This is a genomic window from Nocardioides sp. Z22_16, from assembly GCF_058134365.1.
On the sequence record NZ_JBYTTI010000004.1, the window covers coordinates 564,433 to 581,903 of the forward strand.

The 17,471-nt window shown below is 70.1% G+C and carries 13 protein-coding genes; 7 read left to right on the plus strand and 6 right to left on the minus strand.

The features are described from left to right. The first annotated feature begins 97 nt into the window (after positions 1 to 97). The 4 genes from AC3X7R_RS14805 to AC3X7R_RS14820 all read left to right on the plus strand — a co-directional run bounded on the left by AC3X7R_RS14805 (position 98) and on the right by AC3X7R_RS14820 (position 7,130). Entirely contained in the window at positions 98 to 748 is a 651-nt protein-coding gene (locus AC3X7R_RS14805; protein WP_489966429.1) for a VanZ family protein, read from the plus strand. Positions 749 to 996: 248 nt separating this feature from the next. Further along, positions 997 to 3,753 (plus strand): beta-glucosidase family protein, encoded by a 2,757-nt coding sequence (locus tag AC3X7R_RS14810; RefSeq protein ID WP_489966430.1) that lies wholly within the window; start codon positions 997 to 999, stop codon positions 3,751 to 3,753. A gap of 198 nt (positions 3,754 to 3,951) precedes the next feature. Continuing rightward, positions 3,952 to 5,268, plus strand: coding sequence for a right-handed parallel beta-helix repeat-containing protein (locus tag AC3X7R_RS14815; RefSeq protein ID WP_489966431.1), 1,317 nt, complete (start codon positions 3,952 to 3,954; stop codon positions 5,266 to 5,268). An 89-nt stretch (positions 5,269 to 5,357) separates the two neighbouring features. After that, positions 5,358 to 7,130, plus strand: a complete 1,773-nt coding sequence (locus AC3X7R_RS14820; RefSeq protein WP_489966432.1) for an alkaline phosphatase — start codon at positions 5,358 to 5,360, stop codon at positions 7,128 to 7,130. A gap of 34 nt (positions 7,131 to 7,164) precedes the next feature. On the opposite strand, the gene AC3X7R_RS14825 is transcribed toward AC3X7R_RS14820, so the two are convergent. Next, entirely contained in the window at positions 7,165 to 7,761 is a 597-nt protein-coding gene (locus AC3X7R_RS14825; protein ID WP_489966433.1) for a TetR/AcrR family transcriptional regulator, read from the minus strand. Positions 7,762 to 7,882: 121 nt separating this feature from the next. Here AC3X7R_RS14825 and AC3X7R_RS14830 point away from each other — a divergent pair, with 121 nt between their 5' ends. Together AC3X7R_RS14830 and AC3X7R_RS14835 are read left to right on the plus strand one after the other, a co-directional pair. Further along, positions 7,883 to 8,911: a hypothetical protein gene (locus AC3X7R_RS14830; RefSeq protein WP_489966434.1), complete on the plus strand. Its 1,029-nt coding sequence runs from the start codon at positions 7,883 to 7,885 to the stop codon at positions 8,909 to 8,911. A 134-nt stretch (positions 8,912 to 9,045) separates the two neighbouring features. Continuing rightward, entirely contained in the window at positions 9,046 to 9,519 is a 474-nt protein-coding gene (locus AC3X7R_RS14835) for a PGPGW domain-containing protein (protein WP_489966435.1), read from the plus strand. A gap of 19 nt (positions 9,520 to 9,538) precedes the next feature. Here the strand turns inward: AC3X7R_RS14835 and AC3X7R_RS14840 are convergent, their stop codons facing one another. Both AC3X7R_RS14840 and AC3X7R_RS14845 read right to left on the minus strand, forming a co-directional pair. After that, positions 9,539 to 10,633: an acetate/propionate family kinase gene (locus AC3X7R_RS14840; RefSeq protein WP_489966436.1), complete on the minus strand. Its 1,095-nt coding sequence runs from the start codon at positions 10,631 to 10,633 to the stop codon at positions 9,539 to 9,541. A gap of 4 nt (positions 10,634 to 10,637) precedes the next feature. Beyond that, on the minus strand, positions 10,638 to 13,085 hold the full coding sequence (locus tag AC3X7R_RS14845; RefSeq protein ID WP_489966437.1) for a phosphoketolase family protein: 2,448 nt from the start codon (positions 13,083 to 13,085) through the stop codon (positions 10,638 to 10,640). A gap of 65 nt (positions 13,086 to 13,150) precedes the next feature. On the opposite strand from AC3X7R_RS14845, the gene AC3X7R_RS14850 reads away from it, so the two are divergent. After that, a complete protein-coding gene (locus tag AC3X7R_RS14850) occupies positions 13,151 to 16,033 on the plus strand; it encodes a cation-translocating P-type ATPase (protein ID WP_489966438.1) in 2,883 nt (960 codons plus the stop codon). Between the two features lie 25 nt (positions 16,034 to 16,058). On the opposite strand, the gene AC3X7R_RS14855 is transcribed toward AC3X7R_RS14850, so the two are convergent. From AC3X7R_RS14855 to AC3X7R_RS14865, 3 genes are all read right to left on the minus strand, one after another. Further along, positions 16,059 to 16,253 carry a hypothetical protein gene (locus AC3X7R_RS14855; RefSeq protein WP_489966439.1) on the minus strand — a complete coding sequence of 65 codons (195 nt, stop codon included), beginning with the start codon at positions 16,251 to 16,253 and terminating at the stop codon, positions 16,059 to 16,061. 237 nt (positions 16,254 to 16,490) lie between these two features. Beyond that, positions 16,491 to 16,940: an Hsp20/alpha crystallin family protein gene (locus tag AC3X7R_RS14860; protein ID WP_489966440.1), complete on the minus strand. Its 450-nt coding sequence runs from the start codon at positions 16,938 to 16,940 to the stop codon at positions 16,491 to 16,493. Then, entirely contained in the window at positions 16,937 to 17,467 is a 531-nt protein-coding gene (locus AC3X7R_RS14865; RefSeq protein ID WP_489966441.1) for a DUF1269 domain-containing protein, read from the minus strand. The genes AC3X7R_RS14860 and AC3X7R_RS14865 overlap by 4 nt, the downstream gene beginning before the upstream one ends. Positions 17,468 to 17,471: the final 4 nt, after the last annotated feature.

Sequence of the window (17,471 nt, forward strand, 5' to 3'; positions counted from 1 at the left end):
AGCCGTTCCGACGCTCACTGGGGTCCTGAGACGCGACGTGCGTTCCTCCGTCAGTTCGGCCGGGCTACGGCTAGGGTCTCTGGCCCGCTGGGAAAAAATGTCCCTGCCCCGCCTGTCTGGAGCCGCATTGTCCGATCTGTACCGACAGGTCCCCACGATGTTCGTCGTCGGTCCACTGGCCCTCGTGCTCCTCTCGCTCCTGCTGGGTCAGTTGTACCGGCGGCAGGGCCTGACGTCCCTGCGGGTGCTGGTGGCCGTCGTTGTGTGTGGCTACGCCGGCGGCGTCGTCGCCAACACCGTCCTGCCGATCTACCTCGACAAGCCGGACTACGGCGTGCCGTGGGACGCGTACCTGCACCTGACGCCCTTCAGGGGCACTGAGGTTTCGGACTACGTCCAGAACGTCCTGGTGTTCCTCCCGCTGGGCGTCCTCCTCCCGCTGGTCACGCGCACCCGGTCGGTCCTCCGTGTCCTCCTGGGCGGATTCGCCCTGAGCCTCCTGATGGAGACGGCGCAGTTCGTGAACTGCGTCGCGCTCCAGGGCGGCCACGTCGCCGATGTCAACGACCTGATCGCCAACACCCTCGGCGCACCGCTCGGGTACGGCCTGTTCGCCCTCGCCGTGCGGATCCCCGTCCTCGGCCGCCTGGTCCACGACGCGACCTGGCCGCCTGCGGCGGGCCCAGCCGCGGCGGATCACCCCGAGGACACCGCCCCTCCCCCTGCCCGTCAAGCCCGGTCCTGCTGACGTACCGAGCGGAGGCGGTGGGCGCGCGTTCCTCGTCTCGTACCCCACGTCACCGGCCCGGGCAATCCTGCGGCAGCCACCACGTGCGTCCTTTGGCGCGGGTTCTGCCGAGTTTCGGTGGGTTCTCCTGCGGTCAGCCGTGGTCTCACCCAGAGTGCTCCGGACGCCGTGACGCCGTCCTTGTTGTCCCCTCGGACGAGGCGCATGCTGAGTGATTCACGTCATACCTCTGAATGGGGACGTAGCTCATGAAAAAGCCACTCATCAGCGCACTCTCCGCGCTCGCCCTCGTGGTCACGACCGCCGGGGCCATGCTTGGAATCCAGCAGTCGGCCACGGCGCAGGACGAACTCCCGTGGATGAACACCAGCCTCTCGCCGGAGGAGCGAACTGAGCTCCTGATCGGCGCGATGACCCTCGACCAGAAGCTCGAGCAGATCTTCAATCGCCCGGTCTACAACGAGGACCTCGACGACGGGACCGACGGCAACGGCAAGGGCTGCGACTTCACGCAGATCGGCCGCCACATCGAGGGCATCCCGGAACTGGCCATCCCCGACTTCCGGATGGCCAACGGCGGCACCGGCATCCGGGGCGGCGACTGCCTCCCGGAGCCGACCGCGACCGCACTGCCCGCCCAGATCTCCTCGGCGGCGACGTTCGACCGCCCGCTGGGCAAGCGTTGGGGCGAGGTGCTCGACTTCGAGCTGCGTGCCTGGGCCCACCAGGTGCTGTGGGGACCTGTCCTGAACCTGATCCGCACCCCCTACGGCGGCCGCAACAACGAGTTCTTCAGCGAGGACCCGTACCTGACGGGGGCTCTCGCGTCGAAGATCATCAGCGGCATCCAGGAGCGCAGGGTGAGCCAGGCGACGGCCAAGCACTTCGTCGCCAACGACTCCGAGTTCCAGTTCGAGCGGTGGACCGCGGCGATCCGGGTGCCCTCCCGGGCGATGCACGAGCTCTACCTGCTGCCGTTCGAGATGGCCGTCAAGGACGCCAACGTCGCTTCCATCATGTGTGCCTACGGCTACGTCAACTTCAGCTACAACTGCGACAGCAAGCCCCTGCTGCAGCAGACTCTTCGCCAGGACTGGGGCTTCGACGGCTACGTCTTCTCCGATCGGCGCGCCCAGCAGAGCACGGTGCCGTCGATCCTCGCCGGCACCGACGTCGAGGTCGACGAGGAGCCGGAGTGGTACCAGCCGGCTCTGGTGAAGGCCGCGATCAACGCCGGCGAGATCACTGAGGCCGACATCGACAACATGCTCCGCGAGCGCTACATCAAGATGTTCGAGTTCGGCGACTTCGACGACCCGGCCACGTCGTTCGGCTGGGACCAGCTGAAGGAGGAGCTGGCGCAGGGCGGTCCCCACGCCGACGTCGCCAAGGATGCCGCCTCCGAGAGCCTCGTGCTGCTGCGCAACGAGCGCAAGCAGCTGCCGCTCAACGCCGGAGCGATCGACTCGGTGGCGCTGATCGGCCCGAGGTGGTTCGCCGGCCAGGCGACCCTGCCGCCACGCAGCGGTGACCGGACGCGCTTCATCTCCGTCAACGCGCCGTACGAGGTCACCCCCAAGGAGGGCCTGGAGAACACGCTGCGCCAGCTCGGCGCCGCAGACGCCACGGTCACCTACAACAACGCCAACAACATCGGCGCCGCCATCGATCTGGCGGAGAGGTCCGACGTGACCATCCTGATGGTCGGTGACGTCGCCCGCGAGACGTGGGACAAGAACAGCAACTACCAGGACGAGAACCCCGGTGGCAACGTCTCGGGGGCCGGCAAGGAGATCCCCGACCTGGACCTGCCCACCGTGCAGGGCACCAACCAGCAGGAGCTGATCCCGCGCATGCTCGACGCGGTGCCGAACACGATCATGGTGCTGAAGACTCAGGGGCAGGTGAACATGCCCTGGATCAACAAGGTCAACACCATGGTCGAGGCGTGGTACCCGGGACAGGAGGACGGCAATGTCGTGGCCGATGCGCTCTTCGGGGTCACGAACTTCTCCGGCAAGCTCCCGGTGACCTTCGGTCGGACCGACCGTGAGGCCGCCTACCAGACCCAGGAGCAGTACCCGGGCTACGAGGAGGACACGGGGGTTCCCGGTGGCATCGGTCGCGACCCGATCCCCGGAGCGCCGCAGCGGGTCGTCCGCTACACCGAAGGCATGAAGATGGGCTATCGCTGGTACCAGGCGACCAACACCAAACCGCTGTTCCCGTTCGGCTATGGCCTGTCCTACACGACCTTCGACTACAGCAAGCTCGACGTGGACAAGGTCCGCCAGGACGGGAAGCAGACCGGTCTGCGGGTCAGCTACACCGTGACCAACACCGGCAAAGTCGCCGGCCAGGAGGCCTCTCAGGTCTACCTGAGGCTGCCTCGTGAGGCCCGCGAGAACTTCAACCGCCTGGTCGAGTTCGAGAAGGTCCAGCTCCAACCCGGCGAGAGCAGGCGCGTCTCGGTGGTCCTGGACGCCAGCGCCTCCAACCACCCGTTCTCCTACTTCGTGCCCGAGGATCCCGACGACCTCGCGCGGTGGGCGGACGGAGAGTGGACGACGCCCAAGGGGAACTTCACGGTCTACGTCGGCGGATCCTCCGAGGACCTCCCCCTGCGACAGACGGTGGGGATCGGCGACATCACGACCACGCCTACGCCCCCGACCACTCCCCCGACCACGCCGCCGAGCACCAAGAAGCCCTCGGTGATCAAGAAGCCGACCGTGCGCCCGAAGCCGGTGACCCCGAAGAGCCGGGCACTCATCACGTTCCAGGTGGTCTCGGGAGGGGAACCGGCCACCGGGAAGGTCGAGGTGAAGAAGAGCGGAGTCGTGATCGGACGCGACACCCTCAACCGCCGCGGCTTCGCACGGGTGCGGATCTCCCGGCTCAAGGCGGGCGTGCGCCAGGTCAAGCTCGTCTACCTCGGCTCGGAAGTCTCGAAGCGAGCCACTCGGACGCTGGTGATCCGGGTGAAGAAGAAGGGGAGGAGGTAGCAGGCGGACCTCGGGTGCCGGCGGGTGCCGACCCGTCGGCGCTGCGGGATCGTCCTCTGGCTGCTCGCGCTCTCCCTGAGCGCCTGCACGGGGGACGGTTCCGCAGCGCCACGCTCGGCGCCCGAGGGGACCTCCAGCTCTCAGATCGGCTCCAGAGCCGGCTTGGTAGCCCCCGACGGGACACCCGTCGAGGTCCCGGTGCCAGACCCGCCGACCGGAACATCTCGCGACGTCACCGCCCTGGGGGCCGACCCGGAGTCCGGCACCGGGGATGACGCTCCCGCTATCCGGGAAGCGTTGGCCACGGCGGAGTCGGGCGACGAGGTCGTCCTCCCCGCCGGGGTCTTCGACCTGCGCTCGAGCCACCCCGACGACGAGGAGGCGAACCTGCTCCTCCCCGATGACGTGCAGCTGCGTGGGGCCGGGCCAGGTGCCACCGTGCTCCGCACGTCGTTCGACGGGGAGGAGGACAGTGCGGTGGTGCGCGCCATGGGCGTGCACAACGCGGCCGTCGCCGGTCTCACCATCAGCTCCGAGCACGTCGGGGAGCTCGGCAGCGACCCTGAGGTGGGAGGCCCGGGAGGTGGGCCGATGTACGGCGTGCAGATCGGGGAGGGCAGTGGGCGGATCCTCGTCGAGGACGTCGCCGTGGAGCTGTTCCAGCGCCACGGCATCACGGTCAAGGCCAGCCGTGAGGTGACCGTGACCGGCTGCCGGGTCGCTGACGCCACCAGCGTCGGCCCCGGCGGGTCCGGCTACGGGATCGCGGTCGAGGGCATGGCGGACCAGCGTGACCCCGAAGCCAGCGACGACTCACGGCACAACGTGGTGGTGGACAACCACCTGGACGGCAGACACCTGCGCCACGGCATCCTGCTGCAGTTCCCCACGCACAACAACCTGATCGCCGACAACACCATCGACGGGGGTGTGCTGGACGCGATCGACCTGCACGGCGAGGGCGAGTACCTCAATGAGATCCGTGGCAACACGGTCACCGAGGTCGGTGCCGCTGCCGTGGCACTGGGCAACTCGGGAGGCGAGCAGAACCGGCACGACGCGAGCGGGGAGGGGAACTGGATCCACGACAACACGCTCGTCGGCAACACCCAGGGGGTGCTCGTCATCCTGGGGACCCCCGACACCCTGATCGATGCCAACGAGGTCGTCGGAGGCAGCCGCTCCGCGGTGGGGATCGAGCTGCGCAACGCACCCGGCACGGTGGTCCGTGACAACACGGTGACCGGCACCGGTGCGGAGTTCTGGGCCATCACGGTGACGGAGGACGGAGGTGCGGACGGCCGGGGTGCCGGCGTCGCCACCGACGTGCTCATCGCCCGCAACCGCCTCGCCGGGGCAGGAAACGGGATCGCGGTCGAGGCGGGACGCGGCATCAGGCTCGAGGAGAACACGCTCGCCGTCGAGGGCACGCCACTGCGGGTCTCCGAGGAGGCTGGCGTCGAGAATGCCGCCGCTCCGGTCGACTCCGTGGGCACGTCCCGGTTCTCTTCCTGATCGTCACCTGCCCGACGCCTGCTGTCCATGCCTACGTCCCTCGATTGCCCGAGCCTTCATGCGCAATCACTCGACGAAAGGACACGCTCGTGAAGCGCATCTCGCTCGCTGCGATGACGGGGGGTGCCGTCGCCGTCGTCGCCCTCGGCGTCACCGCGGCCACCGCCGTCCCCCTGGGGTTCTCCCCGGACCGCTCCGCTGACCTCGCGGGGGAGATCGACCCCGCCAAGCCCAAGAGCGTGATCCTCATCATCGGCGACGGCATGGACGACTCGATGATCACCGCCGCCCGCAACTACTCCAAGGGAGCAGCCGGCCGGTTCGCCCTCGACGAGCTCCCCTTCACGGGCGCGATGACCACCCACGGCCTCAAGGTGGGCCCCGGCCCGGACTATCCGATCGCGTACGTCTCCGACTCCGCCCCGACCGCCAGCGGCTGGTCGACAGGGAAGAAGACCGTGGACGGCCGCCTCTCCCAGGGGCCCTCGAGCGCCAACGAGATCCCGGGCACCGACTACGAGACGGTGCTGGAGAAGTTCAAGGCGGCAGGCAAGCGCACCGGCAACGTCTCCACGTCCGAGATCACCGACGCCACCCCCGCCGCAGCCGCGGCCCACATCAACCAGCGCGCCTGCCAGGGCCCCGCCAACATGGCCGTCTGTCCCAGCGCCCGGAAATCCGCGGGCGGCAAGGGTTCGGTGGCCGAGCAGCTCGTGGACAACCAGGTCGACGTGCTCCTCGGCGGCGGCCTGGCCCGCTACAGCCAGACCCTCGAGAACGGCTCGGGCACCGTTCTGGACTATGCCCGCGATCAGCAGGGCTATCGCCACGTCGCGAACGCCACCGAGCTCGACGCCGTCACCTCCCTGGCCGACGGCCCGGTCCTCGGCCTGTTCGCCCACGGCAACATGACCCCGAAGTACCAGCCGCTCGTCGCCACGCCAGCCCCCGGCGCGGGCTCGCCGACCACGCGCTGCCAGCCGGCCGATCGCGGCACCCAGCCGGATCTCGCCACGATGACGCAGAAGGCCATCGAGCTTCTCGACAACCCCGACGGGTTCTTCCTGCAGGCCGAGAGCGCGATGATCGACAAGCAGGAGCACGCGATGGACATCTGCGGCGCCATCGGAGACCTGGAGATGCTCGACGACACGGTCAAGGTGGCGCTGGACTACCAGAAGACCCACCCCGACACGCTGATCATCGTCACCGGCGACCACGCCCACTCCACGCAGATCGTCGGCAGCGTCAACGACGGTCGTCAGACCGCGACCCTCCAGAGCGCCGACGGCGACCCGCTCATGGTCGCCTACTCGACGTCGCTGGGTGGCTCCAACCACACCGGCTCGCAGATCCGGGTGGCCGCGTCCGGCCCCCAGGCGGCGAACGTCACCGGCGTGATCGACCAGACCGACCTGTTCGCCACGATGCTGGGCCGTACGCCCAGCACGCTGCCCGGCCCGCCGGCGGTCACGGTGACTGCCAGCCCGACGGCGCAGCCGACGGCCACCGTGACCGCCGGCCCGACCGCACAGCCGACGGTCACCGTCACCGCCACCCCGACCCAGCCAGGTACCCCCCAGACCACCGATCCCGCCCGCCCCGAGCCCAGGGTGACCATCGCGGCTGCCAAGAGGGTCGCCCGGGCGGCCGGCACCTCGGTTGCCGTCGCAGCCATCGACGCCGAGTCGGTCAAGGTCGTCGTCCGTCAGGGCACCAAGAGGCTGCTCCGCGACAGGCTCCCGAAGCACGGTGGCAGCATCACGCTGCCGCGGCTCAAGAAGGGCGCCGTCACGATCACGGTCACCGCCGAGGGCGAGGGTGGCACCACCCGCGCCAGTCGCACTCTCCGCGTGCGCTGACCCGCCGCCCCAGGCGAGAACCCGGCACCGGCCCTCACTCCCCCTCACCAGAAGGAGGTAGCCACTCAGGTCGCGGTCCCGGCGCCATCCCGGCGAGCAGGGTGGCGACCAGCCTCGGCACCAGGTCCGGCGCCGCACCCCGGATGGCCTCCGGCAGAGGACGGGTGATCAGCCCCACGGCAAGCACGAGCTCGAGGGCTCCGAGGTCGTCGCGGACCAGGCCGGCCCGCCGTGCGGCCGTCAGCAGCTCCTCCACCCGGGCCAGGGTCTCCTCCTGGGCCTCCCGCACGGGAGTGGAGAGAGCGTGGGTCAGGTACTCCCCCAAGGCCGCCGCGAGAGCACCGAGGTCCAGGCCGACGAGCCTGCCCACGAAGTCGCACCACATCCGGCCCGGGTCGGTCGCCATCCCTGCCATCGCCTCGTCCGCGGCGGCGCGCATGTCGAGAAGGATCGCCTGGGCGACCTCGTCCGCCAGGGCCGCCCTCGACCCGAAGTTCCGGTAGAGCGTGGCGATCCCGACACCGGCGGCGTCGGCGACGGCCTCCAGCGCGACGTCGTTGCCCTCCGCGGCGAAGAGCCTCCTGGCCGCCCGGACGATCTCCGTCCGGCGCTTGGCTGCATCGGATCGCACCTGTGCCTCCCGGGCTGGATGGGCCGTGCCGTCAATTTGGTTCTGCGAGCCTAACCGGAGGATTATCTTCCACATAAGTGGAGGGAATGCCTCCGCGTCGTTTGATCGGCAGAGGAACACCATGACCCCCACACACTCGACCCTCCCCGCACCCGGGAGCCCCGCGACGGAGACCAGCACCCCGGCCCGCCGCACCCCTCCGCCCCTGGTGGCCGTCCTCGGCATGACGGCGGGGCTCGGTGCCATCCTGGTGATCCTGCTCGCCCTCTTCATCCTCCCCTCGCTCAAGAGCGGAGCACACGACCTGCCGGTCGGCGTGGTGGGCTCCGCCGCAGCGGTCGCGGAGGTGGAGCAGACCCTGTCCACCGCAGCACCCGAGGCCTACCAGCTCGAGCACTTCGACTCCGAGCAGGCGCTCGTCGACGCCGTCCGGGACCGAGAGGTCGTCGGCGGCTTCGTCGTCGACACCGACGAGGTCCACGCCGTCGTCGCGAGCGCGGGCTCGGCCGCCATCTCCTCCTCCGTCTCCGCCACCGCCCAGAGCCTCGGCCAAGCCTTCGACGCCGAGGTCAGCACCGACGACGTCGTGGCGCTGCCTGAGTCCGACCCCACCGGCATCGGCATCGGCGGCCTCGCGTTCCCGCTCGTCTTCGGGGGCATCGTCCCGGCGGTCGCCTTCCGCAAGCTCTTCCCCCGCCGCCACACCTGGAGGCTCGCCGGCCTCCTCGCCTTCTCCGCCGCGGGCGGCCTGATCGTCTCCGGCGTCCTGCGCTTCTGGTTCGGCAGCATCGAGTCCGCGTTCTGGCCGGTCGCCGGCGCCATGGCACTGGGCATCGCAGCCCTGGCCTTCCTGCTCAGCGGAGTCCAGCAGGCCTTCGGCGGCAAGGGCTTCACCATCGGCGCGATGACCATGATGTTCCTCGGCAACCCGCTGGCCGGCATCGCCACCACCGGCGCCTGGCTGCCCTCGGGCCTGGGCACCTTCGGCCAGATCCTCCCGCCCGGCGCAGCCGGAACCCTGGTGCGCTCAAGCGCCTACTTCGGCGGGGCGGGCGGACTGACCGCGGGCCTCACCCTCGCCGCCTGGGTGATCCTCGGCCTGGTCCTCCACGCGTTCGGCGTCGCTCGCCAGGCACCCGAGCAGGCGTGAGACCCGCTGCCGACGACCGCCGGCCGGGGCCCCCGCGCCCCCAGCGGGAGGTTGAGGTCATTCCCGGCGCAGCCTCCCGTCGGCGAGGCTAGACTCACTCGCCAGATGACGACGACCCTCGACGAAGGACGGCCGTGAGCGCCACGAGCACCGTCAAGCATGTCCTCCTCCAGGCAGTCGGCTGGCTCCTCGTAGTCGTCGGTCTCGCGGCGCTGGTGCTCCCCGGCCCCGGCCTGCTGGCCCTCTTCGCGGGAATGGCCATCCTGGCCACCCAGTACGAGTGGGCAGAACGCCGCCTCGCCCCCGTCAAGCATGCGGCGCTCCGCTCCGCTGCCGACAGTGTCAGGACGTGGCCACGCATTCTGGCCTCGGTGCTGGGGGCCTGCGTGCTCATCGGGCTCGGTCTCTTCTGGGGAGTCGGCCGCTCGGCTCCGCCGTGGTGGCCAGTCGCCGACACGTGGTGGCTGCTCGGCGGCTGGGGAACCGGCGCCACGCTGATCAGCTCCGGCCTCATCGCCCTGGCGATGATCGGCTACAGCTACCGGCACTTCCGCGACCGCGATGAGGACGCCGCACGACCCGCCTCGCAGGAGCCTGCGGACAACTAGGGCGCCCACGGTCGCGCGCTCAGCCGGCGTCGAGCTGGGCCGTCTGCCTGGCGATCTCGGACTCCTCGGAAGCCTTCACCACGACCGTGCACGCGCTCGCCGTGGACGCGCTGATGTCGACGTCGCCCCGAGCGGCGGCGTTCACCTCGGCATCGATCTCGACTCCGAGGTGAGCGAGACCGGCGGCCATGTCACTGCGCACCTCCTCGGAGTGCTCCCCGATCCCACCGGTCACCACCAGGAGGTCCAGGCCGCCGGCGCTGGAGACCATCGCGCCGATCTCGCGGCGGAGGTGGTGGATGAAGACCTCGTAGGCCAGCCCGGCGTCCCGGTCTCCCGCCGCGCGCGCGCTCAGGACGTCGCGGAGGTCCCCGGTCGTTCCGGAGAGTCCCTTCATCCCCGACTGGTGCTCGAGCACGTCGCGCAGGTGCTCCGGGGTCATGTCGCCGTTCTGGAGGAGCCAGAGCACCATGCCGGGGTCGACCGATCCGGAGCGGGTCACCATCACCAGGCCTGCCAGCGGAGTGAACCCCATGGTCGTGTCGACCGAGCGTCCCTCGCGCACCGCCGCCAGGGACGCACCCGCACCGAGATGGCAGGAGACGACGCGCATCGCGCCGAGCTCCTGCCCCACGAGCTCCGCGCCGCGGCGCACGGCGTAGGCGTGACTCAGGCCGTGGAACCCGTAGCGCCGCAGCTGCCACCGCTCGTTCCACTCCCTCGGCAGGGCATAGGTGCTGGCCGCCCGCGGCAGCGTCGCGTGGAACGCCGTGTCGAAGCAGACGACGGCTGGCGTGGCCGGAAGCAGCTTCCCGACCTCGCGGATCGCGGCGGTCGCTCGCGGATTGTGCAGCGGCGCCAAGGTGGTGATCGAGTCGAGGTAGTCGAGCACGCCCTCGTCGACGAGCACGGGCTCGCTGAAGCGGGGTCCCCCGTGGACGACGCGGTGACCCACCCGCTCAGGGGTCGGACTCTGCTCAAGGAAAGCCCGGATCGGCTCCACGTGCCCCTCCCCCGCCCAACGCTCCACCGTGGTGGCCGCGACCTCGTCGCCCCCGTCCCGGACGGAGAGCTTCAGGCTGCTCGAGCCGGCGTTGACGACCAGGACCCGCACGTGCTCAGCCCTCTGGTGCGGTACGTGCGGGATCCGGGGTGACGGCGTGCGGGCCGGGGCCCGGCTGCCACTGCCAGCCCTGGATCTCGGGCAGGTCCTCGCCGTGGGTGCGGATGTGGATCCGATGCTCGACCAGCTTGTTCCTGAGGAGCTCGCGGACCGGTCCCCCCACGGCCTGGAGACGAGGAACCCGATCGATCACGTCCATCGCCAGGTTGAAGCGGTCGACCTGGTTGAGGACGGTCATGTCGAACGGCGTGGTCGTGGTGCCCTCCTCCTTGTAGCCGCGGACGTGCAGGTTCCGGTGGTTGTGCCGCCGGTAGGTGAGGCGGTGGATGAGCGTGGGATACCCGTGAAAAGCGAAGATGACCGGCTTGTCCTTGGTGAAGAGGGAGTCGAACGCGGTGTCGGAGAGACCGTGGGAGTGCTCGCGCTCGTCCTGGAGACGCATCAGGTCCACGACGTTGACGAACCTGATGGCGAGGTCGGGGAAGAAGCCCCGGAGCAGCTGGACCGCGGCGAGCGCCTCCATCGTGGGCACGTCGCCCGCGCAGCCGATCACCACGTCCGGCTCATCGGTGGAGTGGGTGCCCGCCCACTCCCAGATGCCGATGCCCTTGGTGCAGTGCACGACCGCCTCGTCCATCGTGAGGTACTGCAGCGCCGGCTGCTTGCCGGCGACGATCACGTTCACGTACTGACGGCTCCGCAGGCAGTGGTCGGTCACCGAGAGCAGGGTGTTGGCGTCCGGGGGGAAGTAGACGCGGATGACGTCCGACTTCTTGTTGACCACGTGGTCGACGAAGCCCGGGTCCTGGTGGGAGAACCCGTTGTGGTCCTGTCGCCACACGTGGGAGGTGAGCAGGTAGTTGAGGGAGGCGATCGGCCGGCGCCAGGCGAGGTCGTTGGTCACCTTCAGCCACTTCGCGTGCTGGTTGAACATCGAGTCCACGACGTGGATGAACGCCTCGTAGCACGAGAAGAGCCCGTGGCGCCCGGTGAGCAGGTATCCCTCCAGCCATCCCTCGCACGTGTGCTCGGAGAGGATCTCCATCACCCGCCCGTCGAGGGCCAGGGCGTCGTCGTCCGGCAGGAGCTCGGCGTTCCAGGTGCGGGAGGTCACCTCGAGCACGTCCTGGAGGCGGTTGGAGTTGTTCTCGTCCGGGGAGAAGAGGCGGAACCGGTCCATGTTGGCGGCCATCACGTCGCGCAGGAACCCACCCAGCACCTTGGTGGCCTCGACCGCGCCCGTGCCCGGTGCCGCCACCTGCACGCCGTACTCCCGGAAGTCGGGCATCCTCAGGTCGCGGAGCAGCAGCCCGCCGTTCGTGTGCCGGTTCGCGCTCATCCGCCGTTCCCCCGGCGGGTGCAGGTCGGCGATCTCGGGGACCGGAGCCCCGTCCTCGGTGAACAGCTCCTCGGGCCGGTAGCTGCGCATCCACTGCTCGAGGACGGCGCGGTGCGAGTCGTCCTCCCGGGCTCGCGCGAACGGCACCTGGTGGGAGCGCCAGGAGCCCTCGACCCGGTGGCCGTCGACCTCCGCCGGCCCGGTCCACCCCTTCGGGGAGCGCAGCACGATCATCGGCCACGGCCGACGGGGCACCGGCTCGTCGCGAGCGGACCGTGCCTCGTCCTGGATCTCCCCGATCTCGTCCAGGCAGCGGTCCAGGGTGGCAGCGAAGCGCTGGTGCATCTCTTCGGGCTCGGATCCCTCGACCAGGTAGGGGACGTGGCCGTACCCGCGCATCAGGGAGGTCAGCTCGTCCTCGCTGATGCGGGCCAGCACGGTCGGATTGGCGATCTTGTAGCCGTTGAGGTGCAGGATCGGGAGCACGGCGCCGTCGCGTCGTGGGTCCACGAACTTGTTGGAGTGCCAGCTCGCGGCCAGCGGCCCTGTCTCGGCCTCCCCGTCCCCCACGACGGCGGCGACCACCAGCTCGGGGTTGTCGAACGCCGCGCCGTAGGCGTGGGAGAGCGAGTAGCCCAGCTCCCCGCCCTCGTGGATCGACCCGGGCGTCTCCGGCGCCACGTGACTCGGGATCCCGCCGGGGAAGGAGAACTGTTGGAAGAGCCGGCGCATCCCGGCCAGGTCCTGGCCCACGTCCGGATAGACCTCCCCGTAGGTCCCCTCCAGCCAGCCCGAGGCCACCAGACCGGGCCCTCCGTGGCCGGGCCCGATGACGTACATCATGTCCAGGTGGCGCGCGGTGATCGCCCGGTTGAGGTGCGCGTAGACGAAGTTGAGGCCGGGGGTGGTGCCCCAGTGCCCGAGCAGCCGCGGCTTCACGTGCTCGGGCCGCAACGGCTCGCGGAGCAGCGGGTTGTCCATCAGGTAGATCTGCCCCACCGACAGGTAGTTCGCCGCCCGCCACCACGCGTCGAGGCGTCGGAGCTGCGCAGTGTCGAGAGGGCGTCCGCTGACGGTGCTGTCGCTGGCGTGGGGTTGCTCCATGCACCTCGACGCTAGCGTCGAGGCATGGCCGCGTCGAGAGCGCGGCGTATCTCGGGAGGAACGCCATGGTTCTCGATCCGTCTACTCCGGGACTTCCGTCCGACCCGTCCCAGCTCGACGCCGAGGTGGTCGCGCGCGAACTGGGCGTGGACCCGGCCCGCGGGCTCTCCGAGCAGGAGGCAGCCCGTCGGCTGGCCGTCGACGGTCCCAACGAGCTGCGCGCCGCCGCCCGGGTGCCGCGCTGGCGCAGGATCCTCGCGCAGTTCCAGGATCCGCTGATCTACCTGCTGATGGCGGCCGTCCTCATCTCCGTCGTCGCCTGGATCGTCGAAGGGGCCTCCGGCACACCCGTGGACGCCCTCGTCATCGCGGCCATCGTCGTGCTCAACGCCGCGCTCGGATACACCCAGGAGTCCCGGGCGGAGGAGGCCGTGGCCGCGCTGGGCACCATGACAGCCGCGACGTCCACGGTCCTGCGCGACGGGCGACTGCGCACCGTCCCGTCCGCCGACCTGGTGCGCGGGGATGTGCTCGCCCTCGACGAGGGGGCCGCGGTGGGAGCGGACGCCCGCCTGCTGAGCGCGAGCTCGCTGCGGATCCAGGAGGCCTCGCTGACCGGGGAGAGCGAGGCCGTCACCAAGGATCCGCAGACCCTCGCCTCCCAGGTGCCCCTGGGCGACCGGTCCGACATGGTCTACAAGGGGACCGCCGTGGTTCAGGGCACCGGACGGGCGGTCGTCACCGGCATCGGCATGGACAGCGAGATCGGGGCGATCGCGGAGATGCTCGACGCCACCGTGGAGGAGCCCACTCCCCTGCAGCGAGAAGTGGCGAACATCAGCCGGATGCTCGGGATCGGGGTCGTGGGGATCGCGATCGCCGTGATGCTCACCATCATCCTGGTCGGCGGCGTCACCGAACCGAGCGAGCTGGTGGTCGTGCTCCTGCTCGGCGTCTCGCTCGCCGTCGCGGCGGTCCCCGAGGGGCTCCCCGCCATCCTGTCGGTCGTGCTGGCCATCGGCGTGCAGCGGATGGCCAAGCGCAACGCGGTGGTCAAGAAGCTCAGCTCGGTGGAGGCGCTCGGATCCGCGTCGGTCATCTGCACCGACAAGACCGGCACCCTGACCCGGAACGAGATGACGATCCAACGGATCGTCACGGCGTCCGGCGCGGCGCAGGTCAGCGGGGTGGGCTACCGCCCCGACGGCCAGGTGCGCGCAGACGACGGCCCGCTCGTGGGCGCCCAGCTGCACGAGGCGCGGCTGGTGCTCGGCGCCGGCTCCCTGGCCAACGATGCCCAGCTCACCGAGCGAGCCGGCCAGTGGGAGATCGTGGGCGACCCCACCGAGGCCGCGTTCCTCGTCGCGGCCCGCAAGCTCGAGGGGACGACCGAGTGGATGGGCAGGTTCGCACGGAGGGCGGAGCTCCCGTTCACCTCCGAGCGCAAGATGATGTCGACGCTGGATCGCGACAGGGCCGACGGCACCAGCGTCGTGCTCAGCAAGGGTGCGCCCGACGTCCTCCTCGCTCGGTGCAGCAGGGAGCAGGTCGGTCGCGAGACGGCGCCCCTGACCGACGAGGCCAGGGCCCGCTGGCTCGCCCAGGTCGAGGCGCTCTCCGCCGACGCCTACCGCACCCTGGGTGTCGCCTGGCGCAGCGACGTCGAGGCGTCCGCGACCGACCCCGACGACGGGGGGCTGGACGAGACGTGGGAGCAGGACCTGGTGTGGGTGGGGGTCGTCGGGATCATCGACCCGGCCCGGGCGGAGGTGGGCGACGCCATCGCGGAGGCCCATCGAGCGGGCATCCGCGTCATCATGATCACCGGTGACCACCCGGCCACCGCCACCCGCATCGCCGAGGACCTCGGCATCATCGCGCCGGGAGGTCGCGCGGCGACCGGCGCGGAGCTGGACGCGCTCGACGACGAGGAGCTCCTCGCGCTGACCCGTCAGGTCTCGGTCTATGCCCGGGTGGCGCCCCAGCACAAGCTCAGGCTGGTCGACGCTCTGCAGTCCGACGGCCAGATCGTGTCGATGACCGGCGACGGCGTCAACGACGCTCCCGCCCTGAAGTCGGCGGACATCGGCGTCGCGATGGGCATCACCGGCACCGAGGTCACCAAGGAGGCCGCGCGGATGATCCTGGCCGACGACAACTTCGCCACGATCGTCGCGGCCGTGCGTCAGGGCCGGGTCATCTTCGACAACATCAAGAAGTTCCTGCGGTACCTGCTCTCCTCCAACATGGGCGAGGTGCTGACCGTCTTCCTGGGGGTCGTGCTGGCCGCAGTCATCGGCCTCGACGACGCCGCCGACGGGTCCACGCTGGTGCTGCCGCTGCTCGCGACCCAGATCCTGTGGATCAACCTGATCACCGACTCCACGCCCGCGCTGGCGATGGGCATCGACCCCGAGGTCGACGACGTGATGGCACGAGCGCCCCGCCGCCCGACCGACCGGGCGATCGACGCACGCATGTGGCGGGGGATCGTGACCATGGGACTGGTCATGGCCGTCTCGACGCTCTTCGCGATCGACCTGTTCCTGCCCGGCGGTCTGGTGGAGGGCGAGGACACGCTGGAGGTGGCTCGGACGGCCGGCTTCACCACGCTCGTGCTCGCGCAGCTGTTCAACTCCCTCAACGCCCGGTCGGAGACGACGAGCGCCTTCCGCGGGCTCTTCGCCAACCCCTGGCTCTGGGGCGCGATCGCACTCGGGGTGGTGCTCCAGGTCGCGGTCGTGGAGGTGCCCTTCCTCCAGGTCGCCTTCGGAACAGGCTCGCTGGACCCGGCCCACTGGGCCGCGTGCGTGGCGCTCGGCTCGACCGTGCTCTGGTACGACGAGGTCCGCAAGCTGGTGCTCAGGCAGGTCGACCGGAAGGCGCCGCACGGCGCCGCGGTCGACGAGCAGCACGCGCACAGCCAGGAGACGGGACCGACCTACTAGCGACCGGGTGCGCCGCGGACCCAGCTCACGAGCCGCCGATGAACGACCCGAGCAGCCACGCGACCATGCGGCTCAGAACCAGCCCGACGGCGCTGCCCCCGACCACACCGACCACGACGAGCAGAATCAAGGTCAGCGTCATCCCCACGCGGGGTTTCCGCTCGAGGAACCCGATGTCCAGGGACGGGCGGTCGACCGACGGTCGTTGATTCGTGCTCATCCTTCGACGATCCGCCGGGAGGCGGCGCGGAGGGAGTGCTTGTCGGCACCCGCCCCGCATGACCAACGGCTCCCCTCCCCGGGCCCCGGGCCATGGCCGTGGTGCCCGGGCCACGCGGTGACCAGCCGTCGCCCCACCCGTCCAGCCGCTCGTCGGCCCCGAAGTTCCGTGCTCGTCGGCCCCGGCAGAGACGAACCGTGGCGCCCTCCTGGGTGGAGGACGCCACGGCCGACCGGGTCACTGCTGCTTGTCCTGCTTGTCCTTCTTGTCCTGCTTGTCCTGCTTGTCCTGCCCGGACTTGACGCTCACGGGGATCGTCTCCGCACTGGACCCTCCCGACTCGGGCATGGAGACCGTCAGCACCCCGTCCGCGTACTCGGCCGAGATGTCCTCCGCGCGGGTCCCGGGAGGCAGAGAGACGACGCGCGAGAAGGTGCCGTAGCGGATCTCGGTCCGGTGCCGGTCACGCGTCTCGGAGCGCCGCTCGCCCCGCAGGTGAAGGAGGCCGCCGTCCACCGTGAGCTCGATGTCGCGCTCGGGATCGACGCCGGGGATGTCGGCTCGGATGAACCTCCGATCGCCGTCCACCCACTCCTCGATCCTCACCTGGGGGTCGGGGGCCTGGGACCCCAGCCAGCTCATCAGCTCGCTGAACAGGGGTGGGCTCTCCCGTCTCTGGATGCTCATGATGTCGCCTCCTTCTGTCGTCCTGTCTCGTCTTCCTCGTCGTCGAGCATCTCGCGGAGGGTGGCCTCCTCCTCGGCGGAGAGGTTCGTCTCGATCAGCTCTCCGTGGACGCCCCGTTCACGCAGTGCCTCGCTGACCCGGTCCAGGACGGTGCCGGTGCTGAGGACGAAGAGGGCCGACGTGCCCGGGGTGACCTTCTCGCGCACGGACCCGATGAAGTCGTCATCGATCCCGACGTCCGCGAGGGAGCCGAACACCGCCCCCGAGGCGGCCCCCACCACCACGCCGATCAGAGGGACGAAGAAGATGAGGCCGAAGAGCAGTCCCCAGAACATGCCTCCCACCAGACCGGTGGCGACCAGCGAGTTGGCCTGATGGGTCTTGGGCTTCTTCTTGCCCTCCTCCCACGAGACGGTTGCGGCATCGAGGACGTGGATGAGCTCCTGCTTCTCCAGGGCAGCCAGGGCCTCCTCGGCCCGCAGCGCCCCGTCGGGACTGTCGAACTTCCACACTGTCAGTGTCGCCATACCT